This is a genomic window from Puniceibacterium sediminis, from assembly GCF_900188035.1.
GTDB classification, from domain to species: Bacteria; Pseudomonadota; Alphaproteobacteria; order Rhodobacterales; family Rhodobacteraceae; genus Puniceibacterium; species Puniceibacterium sediminis.
The window spans coordinates 79,296-93,392 of the sequence record NZ_FZNN01000007.1; the positions used below are offsets into that span (position 1 = coordinate 79,296).

Annotated in this window: 10 protein-coding genes and 1 pseudogene; 6 read left to right on the forward strand and 5 right to left on the reverse strand. The window is 62.2% G+C overall.

What is annotated here, in order from left to right; translation table 11 throughout:
• The first annotated feature begins 80 nt into the window (after positions 1-80).
• Both CHB75_RS09515 and CHB75_RS09520 read left to right on the forward strand, forming a co-directional pair.
• Positions 81-347, forward strand: a complete 267-nt coding sequence (locus CHB75_RS09515; protein ID WP_089270315.1) for a hypothetical protein — start codon at positions 81-83, stop codon at positions 345-347.
• A 12-nt stretch (positions 348-359) separates the two neighbouring features.
• Positions 360-1,004 carry a DUF1523 family protein gene (locus tag CHB75_RS09520; protein ID WP_089270316.1) on the forward strand — a complete coding sequence of 215 codons (645 nt, stop codon included), beginning with the start codon at positions 360-362 and terminating at the stop codon, positions 1,002-1,004.
• A 16-nt stretch (positions 1,005-1,020) separates the two neighbouring features.
• On the opposite strand, the gene CHB75_RS09525 is transcribed toward CHB75_RS09520, so the two are convergent.
• The 3 genes from CHB75_RS09525 to CHB75_RS09535 form a co-directional block, all read right to left on the reverse strand.
• Positions 1,021-1,893 carry a dimethyl sulfoxide reductase anchor subunit family protein gene (locus CHB75_RS09525; protein ID WP_089270317.1) on the reverse strand — a complete coding sequence of 291 codons (873 nt, stop codon included), beginning with the start codon at positions 1,891-1,893 and terminating at the stop codon, positions 1,021-1,023.
• Between the two features lies 1 nt (position 1,894).
• The gene (locus CHB75_RS09530; RefSeq protein WP_089270318.1) at positions 1,895-2,641 is read right to left on the reverse strand and encodes a 4Fe-4S dicluster domain-containing protein; all 747 of its coding nucleotides are present in this window, start codon (positions 2,639-2,641) and stop codon (positions 1,895-1,897) included.
• 127 nt (positions 2,642-2,768) lie between these two features.
• On the reverse strand, positions 2,769-5,612 hold the full coding sequence (locus CHB75_RS09535) for a molybdopterin oxidoreductase family protein (protein WP_089270319.1): 2,844 nt from the start codon (positions 5,610-5,612) through the stop codon (positions 2,769-2,771).
• A gap of 330 nt (positions 5,613-5,942) precedes the next feature.
• Between CHB75_RS09535 and epsE the strand changes: the two genes are divergently transcribed.
• A complete protein-coding gene (epsE, locus tag CHB75_RS09540; protein WP_245840857.1) occupies positions 5,943-7,196 on the forward strand; it encodes an exopolysaccharide biosynthesis GT4 family glycosyltransferase EpsE in 1,254 nt (417 codons plus the stop codon).
• 22 nt (positions 7,197-7,218) lie between these two features.
• On the opposite strand, the gene CHB75_RS09545 is transcribed toward epsE, so the two are convergent.
• Both CHB75_RS09545 and CHB75_RS09550 read right to left on the reverse strand, forming a co-directional pair.
• The gene (locus CHB75_RS09545) at positions 7,219-8,481 is read right to left on the reverse strand and encodes a SulP family inorganic anion transporter (RefSeq protein ID WP_089270416.1); all 1,263 of its coding nucleotides are present in this window, start codon (positions 8,479-8,481) and stop codon (positions 7,219-7,221) included.
• Positions 8,482-8,619: 138 nt separating this feature from the next.
• Positions 8,620-11,094: a mechanosensitive ion channel domain-containing protein gene (locus tag CHB75_RS09550; RefSeq protein WP_245840859.1), complete on the reverse strand. Its 2,475-nt coding sequence runs from the start codon at positions 11,092-11,094 to the stop codon at positions 8,620-8,622.
• A gap of 185 nt (positions 11,095-11,279) precedes the next feature.
• On the opposite strand from CHB75_RS09550, the gene CHB75_RS09555 reads away from it, so the two are divergent.
• The 3 genes and pseudogenes from CHB75_RS09555 to CHB75_RS22470 form a co-directional block, all read left to right on the forward strand.
• A complete protein-coding gene (locus CHB75_RS09555) occupies positions 11,280-12,410 on the forward strand; it encodes an ABC transporter permease (protein WP_089270320.1) in 1,131 nt (376 codons plus the stop codon).
• A gap of 2 nt (positions 12,411-12,412) precedes the next feature.
• On the forward strand, positions 12,413-13,213 hold the full coding sequence (locus tag CHB75_RS09560; RefSeq protein ID WP_089270321.1) for an ABC transporter ATP-binding protein: 801 nt from the start codon (positions 12,413-12,415) through the stop codon (positions 13,211-13,213).
• Between the two features lie 3 nt (positions 13,214-13,216).
• A pseudogene (locus CHB75_RS22470) lies at positions 13,217-13,549 on the forward strand (MlaD family protein); the annotation flags it as partial.
• Between the last annotated feature and the right edge of the window lie 548 nt (positions 13,550-14,097).

Genomic DNA, 14,097 nt, shown 5'->3' on the forward strand with positions numbered 1-14,097 from the left:
AAGGCACCTCGGCATAGATAGCGCCGCGGCTGGAAGTACGCTACGGATCGGTCCGGATACCACAGTAAGGAGAGCAAACAATGATCGCCTTTCTGGAATTGATGGTCGGTGGCTTTGTCCTGCTGACGCTGGTCTATATCGGCATTTCGCTCTATTCCCGCTCTGTGCGGCGCGGCAAGTTGATGGCCGAATGGAAAGAGGAGGGCATGACCGGTGATCGGGATGCCTTTGTCGAACAGGGGCTCAAAGACTATGACGGATCCTTGCGGCGCAAGCTGATCCTTGGCGTCTATGTGGTGCCGGTTACACTGATGGGGCTGATCATCTACCTCGTCAATTTCTACTGAGAGGAGACCGCGATGGTCTACGTCAAATGGGTCTTTATCCTTCTGTTCTGGGGCTGCTTGGCCACCTTCCTGCACTACACCCTGCCGCAGCACGACATCGTGCGTATCACCGACACCTACGGTAAACGGGTCGATCCGGGCGAGAACAGCTGGTTCTGGGCACAGCCGGACGTGGGCACGGACGGGAGTGTCGCCAACCGGGACGTGTTCTTTATTCAGACACGGCGCGCCGGCGGGGATGTCATGGTCTATCGCAACGAGGACACTGGCTGGGGCTGGCCGCCCTACTTCAAGTTCGACACCTCTAACCTGCAGGCCGAAGCCTCTGATCTGCGTTCGACCGCTGCAGCGCCGCAATGGGCGGTGCTGACGCATTATGGCTGGCGCAACGAATTCTATTCGATCTTTCCGAATGCAGTGGGGATCCGCGCGGTGGACGGCCCGGATGTAACGATCATCCCCTGGGTCAACATCATCATCCTGACGCTACTGGCCGCCTTTTTCTGGGCGATCTGGGTGCGGTGGCGGAGATTCCGCCGCAATCGAATCGATCCGATACTGGAAGACATGAACGATGGCTTTGAGGCCGCCGGGGATTCCTTTGCCGAAAAGCGCGGCCGGTTTGGTCGCTGGCTGAACGGGCGCAGAACCAAGTGATACGACCCGTCCGGGACTACCGCTTGCCGTAGTAAAGCCCCACCACATGCTCGGCCTCGGCAAAGAACAGCCAGCGGGCGGTCAGAACGCCCGCGACATGGCTCAGCACCGCCAGCAGGGCGGTGATGTGGTGGAATGGCGCGAGCAAAAGCGCCACCGGTACAACCACCATAAAAACAAGGGCGATGATCCGAAGTTTCAGCGCGTGGCGTCGCGCAACGACATAGACCATTTCCCGCAGCAGATAGTTGCTGCCGGTATGGGGCGGCTCGAACGCGCGGACCGTGCCGCGCCCGCCCAGACCCGTGGCGGTGCCAAGCGTGGTGCCGGATTGACCCAGCGCCTTGTCGCCTCTGTACCACCACCAGACTTGCAGCGCCCCGGCGATCAGCATCAATGACATCGCGACCGTGACCCGCCCCGACAGCAACGCGCCGCCTGCAAGCGACAGACTGAGGAACAGTGGCGGGGTCCAAACGCTGTGCCAGCGCGGGACGGTTTTCAGCTGGGCGTATATCATTGACGTGGTTAACACGGTCAAAAGCGACAGCGCGGCACCCAGCCAGCCAAGCGGGACAAGGTCATAACCGGCAAAGACCAGACCCGCCGCGTAGAGGCCCATCGTGACAAGGGCGGCCACGGCGCAGCATGCCTCGCGCGAGAGCCAGCTGCTGCGCCATTGGGTGAACGCCTTGAGCGCGCGTTCGGGACGGCCAAGATGTTTCGCCGAGGCGGCCAAGCCACCGACGGCCATGGCGAAGCCTATGAAAAAGAACACGAAAGCGACCCATCCGGTGGGTGGTGTTGCGTCGATACCAAGCCAGAACAGCAGGCCGAAGCCAAGGCCCGAGAAGGTCGTGAAAGCGATGATCGAGGGGGCCGGGTGCATGTCAGATCTTGTCCAGAGCCTTGTCGAGCCAGCCGAGGAACCCACGCGGTTCTTCGGCAACGGGGGTGAGGTACGGGGCGAGGACAGAGGTGTCGGCCCAGTCGTCTCTGGGTCGCGGTGGCAGGTATTTGTTGACCGGCTGTGTGCCTTGTTCGGGCATGATGTCCATGCCACCACGTTCCCTAACCAATTGAGAAACCTGACTTTCAGGGTCCGAAAAATCGCCGAAATGCCGCGCATTTGACGGGCAAGTGCGCACGCAGGCGGGGGTGCGATCCTCTTCGGGGAGGTTCTCGTTGTAGATCCGGTCGACGCAGAGTGTGCACTTCTTCATCACCCCCTCGGCCGCGTCCATTTCGCGCGCGCCATATGGGCAGGCCCACGCGCAGAGCCCGCAGCCGATGCAGTCTTTTTCGTTGACCAGAACGACGCCATCCTCGGTGCGCTTGTAGCTTGCACCCGTGGGGCAGACGGTGACGCAAGGGGCATTTTCGCAGTGTAAACAAGACTTTGGAAAGTGGATGAGTTGAGCCGGACCGGTGTCTGGCTGGACCTCGTACGAGTGCACGCGGTTGAGGAAAGTGCCCGAGGGATCCGGGCCATATGGGTCCTGATCGGACAGGGGTGCACCGTGATTTTCGGTGTTCCAGCCCTTGCAGGAAATCACGCATGCCTGACAGCCGACGCAGGTATCGAGGTCGATGACGAGACCCAGCTTGCGGGTGGTGGATGCGGGCAGATCGGTCATTTGAAGCCGTATGGAAAGCGTATGGCAGGCGTATGGTTTTCGTATGGCTGGGGTATGGTTGCGCGCGCTGGGCCACAAAAGTCTTGTGAAGACTTTTGGCAAAACTTTTCTGAAAAGTTTTGGGCGCTCATTTGCCGATCTTCCAACGCAGATTACGAGGTGCAGGCGGGACGGGTGAGACCTGTGGCGGAAACACCGGTTGGGATTCCTTTGGGGGGGCGGATTTCTCGATCTTGACGCGCAGGTCGAACCAGGCGGCCTGTCCGGTGATCGGATCGGAATTGGCCCAGCGCAACCCGTCGCCCTTGGGTGGCAGCAGTTCGTGGATCAGGTGATTGAGCAGGAAGCCCTTGGTCGCCTCGGGGGCGTCCTTGTCCAGTGCCCATGCGCCCTTGCGTTTGCCGATGGCGTTCCAGGTCCAGACGGTGTTTTCGTTGAGTGCCGCCATATGCGCGCAGGGCACGGTGATTTCGCCGTGGCTGGAGGTGACGCGGACCCAGTCGCCATCGCGCAGGTCGTGCCGGGTCATGAGGTTCGTCGGCAGGTACAGCGGATTGTGTCCGTGGATCTGGCGCAGCCAGGCGTTCTGCCCGCCCCAGGAATGATACATCGCCATCGGCCGCTGGGTCAGGGCGTGGATCGGGTATTCCACCGGATCCTCGTGCCCGTCCGACATTGGCGGATACCAGATCGGCAGCGGATCAAAGGTGACCTGCATGCGGCCGCGCAGGTGGTCGGGCGGCTGGCGGTCGCCGTGTCCTTCGGCGGCGAGTTGGAATTTGCGCAGGGGTTCGACGTAGAGCTGGAACAAATAGGGCTGGGGTGTCTCATAGAAACCCATCGAGACGGCCCAGTCCTGATAGGCGGTGTTCCAGGGTTTGAAATAGCGCGCCTCCTGCGGGACATGGGCGGTGAAGAAACCGCCCTGCGCGATATAGCTGTCCAGCTGGGCCGCGTTCGGTTCGCCGCGTCCGTGGGTCAGCCCGTGGTCGCCCATGCGAAACCCGGCCAGCGGGCCGATTCCGGGTTTGCGCATGTGGTTGGTGATGTAGTCGGCATAGTCCGTATAGGCCGCGCTGCCGTCATCATTGATAAACCCCGGCAGGTTCAGCCGGTGGCCCAGATCGCAGAGCACGGATTGAAAGCCGCGCACATCGCGGTCGGGTTCCACCACCGGCCAGCGGATGGCGTCACCGGCAGCGTCGGGTTCGCTGATGGGCCGGTCGAGCAGCGAGATGCAGTCATGCCGTTCGAGGTAAGTCGTGTCGGGCAGGATCAGGTCGGCATAGGCCACCATTTCGGAACTGTAGGCATCCGAATAGATGATGTTGGGGATCTTGTAGGCGCCGTTTTCGTCCCGGTCGGTCAGCATTTCCATCACGCCGCGCGGGTTCATCGAGGAGTTCCACGCCATGTTCGCCATATACAGAAACAGCGTGTCGATCTTGTAGGGGTCGCCTGCGTGGGCGTTCGAGATGACCATATGCATCAGCCCATGCGAAGACATCGGGTTTTCCCAGCTGAACGCCTTGTCTATGCGCGCGGGGGTGCCGTCGTCCAGCAGGGCGAGGTCCTCGGGGCCCTGAACAAAGCCGAGGTGCGGGCCGTCCAGAGGGCTGTTCGGTTTGGAATGGCAGTGCGGCGTCGGGTGCGCTTCGGCGGGTTTGGGATAGGGCGGTTTGAAGCGGAAACCGCCGGGGGTTTCGACGCTGCCCAGCAGGATCTGGAGCACATGCAATGCGCGCGCCGTCTGAAACCCGTTGGAATGGGCCGAAACGCCGCGCATGGCGTGAAAGCTGACCGGGCGGCCGATCATTTGTTCGTGGCGTTCGCCGCGAAAATCGGTCCATGGCTGGTTCAGGATCACCGGATCGTCAAAGGCGGTGTGTGCCAGTTCGGCGGCGATGCGGCGGATGCGGGCGGCGGGGATGCCGCAGCGGGTTTCGACCGCTTCGGGGCTGTATTTGTTATCGAGGTAGCGTTCGGCCAGCAGATGCATCACCGGGCGATGGGTGACACCGGCGTGACGGTAGCTGGCCGCAAGATCGGGGCGCACGCCGGGCTGGTCAAAGGGCGCGGGTTTGCCGGTGTTGCGGTCGATGACCAGCGGTTTGCCGCTGTCGTCGCGCAGGAACAACCCGTGGTCCGGTGATTTGTCATCGCCGTTCAGCAGCACCGGCGCATTGGTGTAGCGCGACAGGTAATCGAGGTCGATCTGCCCTGCCTTGAGCAGTTCATGCACCAGCGACAGGATGAACAGCCCGTCGGTGCCGGGCGTGATGCCGACCCATTCATCGGCGATGGCGTTATACCCGGTGCGGATCGGGTTCACGCCGATGACCTTGGCCCCGCGTTGTTTCAGCCGTCCAAGCCCCATCTTCATCGGGTTGGAATCGTGATCCTCGGCCACGCCGAAGAGCATGAACAGTTTTGTGTGTTCCCAGTCCGGGCTGCCGAATTCCCAGAAGGCGCCGCCCATGGTGTAGATGCCCGCCGTGGCCATGTTGACCGAACAGAACCCACCGTGAGCGGCATAGTTCTGGGTGCCGAAATTCTGCGCCCAGAAGCTGGTGAATGACTGAGACTGGTCACGCCCGGTGAAAAAGGCGAGCTTTTCCGGGGCGGTTTCGCGGATGGGTTTCAGCCAGCTGACGGCGGTTTCCAGTGCCTCGTCCCAGCTGATCTCCTCGAACTCGCCCGAGCCGCGCGGACCGGTGCGGCGCAGGGGGGCGCGCAGGCGGGCGGGCGAATTGTGCTGCAGGATGCCGGCGCTGCCTTTGGCGCACAGAACGCCCTTGTTCACCGGGTGGTCGCGGTTGCCTTCGATATAGGCGACCTTTCGTTTGCCATCGGGGCCGTCCTTGAGGTGGACGTTGATACCGCAGCGGCAGGCGCACATGTAGCAGGTGGTCTTGCGGACCTCGTCCGAGACCTTGGGCGATGTGTCGATCTGAGGCTGGATCGGGGCCATGCGCCGCCTTTGTTGTGCCGTTGGATGAACGCTAGGGGATCACCGCGCGACGGGCCAGAATTTTCTGCAAAGCTGGGATGTTGCCGCGCGGGCACGGTCCGCGATCTGGCCCTGCTCGGCGTCAGCGCACAGGCAGAGGGTCCATGAAAATGTGTCAGCAGACGCGGGTATGACCATGGAACGTACCAAAGTGGCCACACATTGTAAAAAATCCGCCACTTCTTTGCCATGTTCGCAGCTGCAAACTATGGCCAAATCCGGGATTGGTCTAAAATGTGTCACCATATGTCGTGCTGCTGCGACAGGGAAAATCATACGAAGGCCGACGGTTTGGGACATCCTTTGCGGATCGGGTATCTTGTGCCGCAATTTCCGGGACAGACCCACATCTATTTCTGGCGCGAAATCACAGCGCTTGAGGCTCTGGGGCACCATGTCGACATCCTTTCGACGGTTTTGCCGCCCCAACAGCTGATGCCGCACGGCTGGTCGCAGGAGGCCGTCGCGCGCACCACCTATCTGAGCGATACCGATATTGCGGCAGGCGCGGGCGCGCTGGCCCGGCTGCTGCCACGGGGTCTGCCGCTATGGATGGCGCGGGGCGGTGTCCGGTTTTCGCGGGACGTGCTGCTGTCCCTGTCTGCGGCGCAGCGACTGCTGAGCTATGCCCGGGCACAGGAGCTTGACCACATCCATGTGCATTCCTGCGGGCGGGCAGCGGTGATTGCGGCCCTTGCCCAGCGTATGGGCGGGCCGAGCTATTCGCTGACGCTGCACGGACCGCTTGCCGAAAATGGCCCGGGGCAGCGGTTCAAATGGCAGGGCGCGTCTTTTGCCATGACGATTACGGAACAGATGCACGCCGAGGTTTGTGACGCACTGGCAGGCGCCCTGCCCGACCGGGTTCTGGTCCAGCCGCTGGGCGTGGATGCCGACGTGCTGCGACGCGATACACCCTATGTCCCGCCAAGCCATGGCAAACCGGTCAAGGTGTTCAGCTGCGGGCGGTTGATCCAGCCCAAGGGGCATCAGGATCTGATGCAGGCGATGCGTCTGCTGCTGGATCAGGGGGTTGATGTGCGGCTTGAGATCGCGGGCGAGGATGATGTCGGCGGCACAGGTTACCGGCGGGTTCTGGAAAAGCTGCTCAAGGATCTGCACCTGCGCGATCATGTCAAACTGCTGGGCGCGATCAGTGCCGAAGCGGTGCGTGACAAGCTGATGGAAAGCCACCTGTTTGCGCTGGCCGCGTGGCAGGAACCGCTGGGCATTGCCTATATGGAGGCGATGGCCTGCGGGGTTCCGACCATCGGGACAGAGGCAGGCGGCGTGACCGAATTGATCGTCGATGGCGTTTCCGGCCGCCTGGTGCCACCGCGCAACCCGCGCGTGATGGCGCAGGCGATCCGTGATCTGTCCAACGATCCCGACGCCGCGATGCGTCTGTCGCAGGGCGGGCGCGCCCGGGTCGAGGCGCAGTTCACTTCGGGTGCCGGGGCGGCGACGCTGGTCGCGGAGATTGAACGGCTGCGTCCCACGCCCCTTGGCATTGCCGCGCCGGATGTGACAACCAGCGAAGTCTGAGAGTTTCGACAGAGGCAGACCTTCACCGGTCCGGGGTGGACCAATCGGTGGGTGGGATGTTGCGTCGGCGCAGGCGCAGCGCCAGACCGATGGCGACACCGACGCCGATGGCGACGGTGAGATCGGCAAAAACCGTCAGGAACATGGTCAAAAGCAGCAGGATGCGGTCAGAGACGCGTTCCCGCATGTATCCGCGCCATTTGTGCGGCTCGCTCATGTTCCAGGCGGTCAGGATCAGCAGGCCCGCAAGCGCCGGCATGGCCAGGTATCCGGCCAGAGGTGCGGCCACCATCATCACCAGCAAAATCGTCAGGGCATGTACGATGCCGGCAACGGGCGTCTTGCCGCCTGCACGCACGTTCGTCGCGGTGCGGGCGATGGCCCCGGTCGCCGGAAGGCCGCCAAACAGGGCAGAGCCGATATTGGCGGCCCCCTGAGCGAGAATCTCGGCATTTGGCCGATAGTGGCCACCGATCATCCTGTCAGCCACCGCCGCGGACAGCAGCGATTCAACCCCAGCCAGAAAGGCGATGACAAAGGCCGAGGGCAGCAGTTCGCTGAGCCGGGCGAAGGAGATATCGGGGAAGCCGGGCACAGGCAGGGTGCTGGGCAGCGGGCCGAAGCGCGAAAAGATCGTATCGACCGGCAGGTTGGCCCAGGCGACGCAGGCCGAGGTGAGGGCCACGGCAACGATAAGCCCGGGAAGCCGGGGTGCAAGACGGCGCAAAAGGGTGATCAGCGCCATGGTGGACAGGCCGATCAGCAGCGCGGGCCAGCTGAGTGTATCGCGCGCCGACCAGAGCGTTTCGACCTTGCCGATGAATTCGGCAGGCACCTGCGCGGCGGTGAGACCCAGCAGATCCTTGATCTGGCTGATCGCGATGATGGCGGCGATGCCGATGGTAAAGCCGTTGATCACCGGTTCGGGCACATAGGCCACAAGGCTGCCCGCCCGCAGAAAGCCCGCAACCAGCATGATCACCCCGGCCATCAGCGTGGCAAGGACAAGCCCGTCATAGCCGTGCTGGTGAATGACGCCGAACACCACGACGATGAAGGCGCCCGTGGGGCCGCCGATCTGCACCCGGCTGCCCCCCAGCAGCGAAATCAGGAGGCCCGCGACGATGGCTGTGATCAGCCCCTTTTCCGGCGTCGCACCCGATGCGATGGCGATGGCGATACTAAGCGGCAGCGCCACCATGGCGACGGTCACGCCTGCGACAAGATCACTGCTCAGCTGATGCCGGTCATAGGTGCGGAGCGTGGTCAGGATCTTGGGTGTCATGGCCAATGACTGCGCCCTTTCAGATCCCGGCACAATGCCACTTTGGAAGGATACCGTTGGCCAAAGGAAAAGCCCGCTGAGGCGATCAGCGGGCTTTTGCATGACGATTGCGGTTATCAGGCGGTTTTGCGACCCGCGCTATCGGTCGTCAAAACTGTCCCCATCGTCGGCGTCTGTGGCGAGCCGCGTGTCGACCTTGTTTTCCGAAGGCCTTTCATCGTGATCTTCGGCTGGTTTCGCCTCGGTCGCATCGTTCTGAACCTCGGCATCTGCGATGCGGATCGGCTGGGTCCTGCCATCCTTGGATTCGCCAAAGACGATTGTCTGGTGCGGGAACGGAATTTCGATGCCGCGTTCGTCAAATATCCTCTTGAGGATTTCGTTATAGGCACGTCCGACGCCCCACTGGCTGCCCGGCAGGGTCTTGATCCGTGCGCGGCAGACCACAGCGCTGTCACCAAAGGCGTTGAGGCCGAACCATTCCAGATCGGCGGTGATCAGGGCGGCCTCTTCGGGATTGCTGCGCAATTCGTCAAAGCCGTCGAGCATGGCCTGTTTCACCTCGGAGACATTTTCGCGATAGGCGACGCCCATGTCACAGACAAAATATGAGAAATCGCGGGTGTAGTTGCTGACCATATCCACCGAGGAGAACGGGATGATGTGGAACACGCCGTTCACATCGCGCAGGCTGACCGAGCGCACGGTCAGCTTTTCCACCGTGCCCGTGGTGCCGCCGACGGTGATCACATCGCCGACGTTGATGGCGTTTTCGAACTGGATGAATACGCCGGTAATGATGTCCTGCACCAGTTTCTGAGCACCGAAGCCGATGGCCAGACCCAAGACCCCGGCCGAGGCCAGAAGCGGGCCGATGTTCAGGCCGATTTCCGCCAGACAGAACATCAGCGTAAGAATGAAGATCGCAATCGTCGCGGCGTTGCGCAGCAGGCTGAGCAGCGTCGTTTCCCGCGCCGTGGGAATTGATCCGTATTCGGGGTTGAGACGGTAATCGACCCAGGAGGTCATCGCCAGCCAGATGCCATAGGCCACCAGCAGCACCAGAATGACCGCAATCACGTTGCCGGTCATGGTCAGGCCGATCTGGCTTTCCATCCAGCCGCGCAGAGCGATGAGGCCGATGACATCAAAGATATAGAGCACCACCAGCGCCGCCACGAAGAAGCGCAGCAACAGCAGAACGCGGGGCACGAAACGGTTCAGGCGGGGCTGGAGCAGCGGCAGTTTTTTGGTCAGTTCGTCGGGCAGGTAGATGCCTTTGGAAATGGTCCGGGAAATAGCCCCCGTGATGACCGAGGCGAGCAGCACCGCCAGCGCGATCTTGCCCGAGGCGGCAAGGTAGCCCATCACCGCATCGGTTGGCTGGCTCATCACGACGATGAACATGAACGCCAGATAGGCCAGCGCGAACCAGTGCCAGTGCCGCACAAACGGCCCGAGGAAGCCCTGGATCTTGCGCTCGGCCAGATCGATGGCGTCGGGGCCGTCGCTGTACAGGTCTTCTTCGAGTCCGGTGTCTGCCACGACCGGCACTGGCGTCATGCGTTCGTGCAGCCAGTTTGCCACGGTGACGCGGTACATCAGAACGGCGGCGATCAGGCACAGCAGCGCGATCACCGCCAGCAGCGCCGATACGGCGATTCCCGCGGCCGGTGAAACACTTTGGGTGATGAGCGGCGCGATGAGCAGCTGGCCGTAGCCCAGAATGCTGACCACCACGTTGACCAGCCGGTTCAGGCGGCGGGCGGCTCTGTCGCTGATCGGGATCAGCCGCAGACCGCTGGAGGATGGCGACAGCATGGCGCGCATCGCGACCTTGATCATTTCAACCAGCAGAAAGGCGTTGAGGTAGAGCGACTGGAGGAAATCGATCTGACCGAAGTCGCCCAGCACAAGGGTGGCGACCAGATACCCGATGGCCCAGGCAATCACGACCGTCGACATGTCGATCAGGATGGACCCCAGAAACCGGAGCATATTGCCGACGAGCGATCCGGCGCGCGAGCGGGCACCCAGTTTCTTGAACAGCGGGATCGCCAGCCTGCGCAGGAACAGGAACACGGCCACGGTCAGCACGATCACCAGCAGAAGGCTTTGCGCCGCCTCCAGCAGCACGGCCAGTTCGCTGCCTTGCAGGCCTTCAAAGACCTTGCCGGCGTTTCGGAGGCTGTTCCAGGCGATGAGCGTCTGGGAGGCCGCTGTTTCGGCACCTTGTTGTGTGATCAGGGCGATCTTGCCACCCAATGAGACGATGCTGCCTTCGAGCCTGGTCACATCGTTGACGGCGGCTTTGATGGCGTCCTTGTCCTCAGTCGCTCTGACGGCCTCGGGTGGGGTGCCGGCGGACACCTGCTTTTCCAATTCGGAAACCAGCGTCGCGCGGGCCTGATCATCCTTCAGAACATCAAGCAGCGCGCTGAGCGCGTCGGCCTGAGCCGTTTCAGCCGAAGCTGTGCTGGCTCCGGTGGCGGATGATGGCACCAGGCTTTGCGCCTGAACGGCGGCGGGGGTGGCGCCCAAAAGGCTGATCGTCAGAAACAGACCCAGCAACCCACGAATAAAACCCGATGAAACGCTCTTTGAAAATTGCACAGGCAGGCCTCTTTTTATTTGCGCATACTGGATGCGCAATGCATTCGGGGGCCTGTTGGTTGCCGTTTTTCAGCAGATATCCAGTCGGCCAGGGATCCCATCCGGATTAACCTGCCTTACCCTAGACGACAACCCGTGGTAGGGCTGGACCTTCTGACACAGTTGCACAGGCCGCGCATTGCAAGATGTCCCCAAACCCTGACATGAACGTGGAAATCGACGAAACACAGGCAACGGTGCGGCTGGTGCTGCGCGGTGCGCTGACCATTGCGAATGTCACCGAACTGGAGGGGCATCTGGGCAAGATCGGTGCCACCGCGCCGGTCGCCGCCGACCTTTCCGGGGTGCAGCGGATCGATACGGCGGGTGCCTGGGCCGTGGCGACGCTGCGCGAACGAATTCAGGCGGGCGGGCAGCAGTTTGACATACTGGGCGCCACGGAACAGGTCGAGGACCTGTTGCACAGCGTCGCCAATGCCCTGCCCCACCCCGAGGCGCTGCCGGTCCGCCGCGCCACCCTACCCGACTGGATCATCCGGGTTGGCAAGGCTGTCAGCCGTTCGGTACAGTTTCTGGCGGCGCTGACCAGTTACCTTGGCCTTTTCCTTGCGCGGCTTGGCCGTGCCGCGCGTCACCCGACCGAATTTCGCCTGACGGCACTGGTGCATCACTGCGAAGAGGTCGGCCTGCGGGCGGTGCCCATCGTGGCGCTGATGTCGTTCCTGATCGGGGTGGTTCTGGCCTTTCAGGGGTCCACCCAGCTGCGCCAGTTCGGGGCCGAGGTGTTTGTGGTCGACCTGCTGGCCATTTCGATCCTGCGCGAATTGGGCATTCTTTTGACGTCGATCATCGTGGCGGGACGCACGGCGTCGGCCTTTACCGCCGCCATCGGGTCGATGAAGATGCGCGAAGAGATCGACGCCATGCGCACCCTTGGGCTTGATCCGGCCATGACGCTGTTCGTGCCGCGAATCCTGGCGCTGATCCTGATGCTGCCGATTCTGGGGCTGGTTGCCGATGTGATGGGGCTGGTGGGCGGTGGGCTGATGGCCTGGATCGACCTGGGGATTTCCCCTGCGATGTTCGTCACCCGCCTGATCGAAGGCACAGACGTCAATCATGTGACGGTCGGCATGATCAAGGCGCCGTTCTTTGCCGTGATCATCGGCGTTGTGGGCTGCCATGCCGGCATGCAGGTCCAGAGCAACGCGGAATCGCTGGGACGGATGACGTCGAACGCGGTGGTGACGGCGATCTTTGCGGTGATCGTCGCGGATGCGGTGTTTTCCATCTTCTTCGCACAGATAGGGATCTGAGCATGCAGGAGACCGACGAAAAAGAGGTGATCATCAGCCTGCGCGGCATCCGCAACGAGTTCGGCAGCCATGTGGTGCATGCCGATCTGGATCTGGACGTCTACCGGGGCGAGATTCTGGGCGTTGTGGGCGGATCTGGCAGCGGAAAATCGGTGCTGCTGCGCACGATTGCCGGATTGCAGATCCCGATGGCGGGCACGATCAACGTGCTGGGCACCAATGTGCGCACCGCCGACGAAGACACGCGCGTCATGCTGGAACGGCGTTGGGGCGTGATGTTTCAGGACGGCGCGTTGTTTTCATCGCTTAACGTGCGCGAGAATGTCGAGGTGCCAATGCGCCCGGTTGTGGGGCTGGACCCCGCGATCCGCAGCAAGCTGGCTGATCTCAAGGTGTCCATGGTGGGGCTGCCCTATCTGGCGGGCGACAAGTTTCCGTCCGAGTTGTCGGGCGGGATGCGCAAGCGTGCGGGGCTTGCGCGCGCTTTGGCGCTGGACCCTGAACTGCTTTTCCTCGATGAGCCGACAGCGGGCCTTGATCCCATAGGTGCCGCAGAATTCGACAAGTTGATCCATGGATTAAGCCGTTCACTGGGCTTAACTGTATTTCTGGTCACCCATGACCTAGATACCCTGCACGCAACCTGCGACAGGATTGCGGTGCTTGCGGAAAACAAAGTGCTGGTCACAGGAACCCTGAACGACATGCTGAAGGTGGATCACCCCTGGGTGCACGAATATTTCCACGGACCCCGGGCCCGGGCGGCGACCGCCTCGGCCCAGGCCGGGCATGGGGGTGACTGAGCCATGGAAACGCGCGCCAACTATCTGCTGATCGGGATATTCACCCTTGCGGGCCTGACCGGCATCCTTGGATTTTTCCTGTGGTTCGCGCAGGTCCAGCTGGATCGGCAGTTCGCCTATTACGATGTCGCCTTCACCACGGTTTCGGGGCTGTCGAATGCGTCGGATGTGCGGTTCAGCGGTCTGCCGGTCGGACAGGTGGTCGATGTGCGCCTGTCGCCGGAACGCGACGGCACCATCACCGCGCGGCTCGAGATCGATGCAGACACACCGGTGCGCATCGACAGCGTCGCGACAATCGAATCCCAGGGTGTCACGGGGGTGTCCTATGTGGGCATCAGCGCGGGCACGCCCGAGGCGGCATTGGTTGAACCGGCACCGGGCGAAATTCCGCACATTGAACCGGGCCGGTCGGTCATCCAGACCCTGTCCGAGGACGCGCCCCAACTGCTCGAAGAAGCGCTGAAGGTCGTTCAGGGGTTGGGCGACATTCTGAACGGCGAAAACCGCGACCGGATCGCAAACATCCTGACCAATGTCGAAGCCGCGTCGGACGATTTTTCCACCACCTTGCGCAGCTTTTCCAACGTGACCGAGTCGGTTTCAGGTTTTGCCGAACAGATCGACAGGTTCAACAGCACGCTGGAGGCCCTGACCAGCGACGCATCCCAGATGCTGAACACCGCCAGCACCACGCTGACCACGATCAACGATTTGACCGAACAGGCCAAGGGCTTCCTGACGGACGGGTCCGCCACGCTGAACGCTGCGACCGGAACGCTGACAACGGCCGATAGCTATCTGGCCAACGACCTGCCGCAGCTGACATCCGAACTGGAACTGACGGTTACGGACCTGCGCCAGCAGGTGGCGAAAGTGCGCGA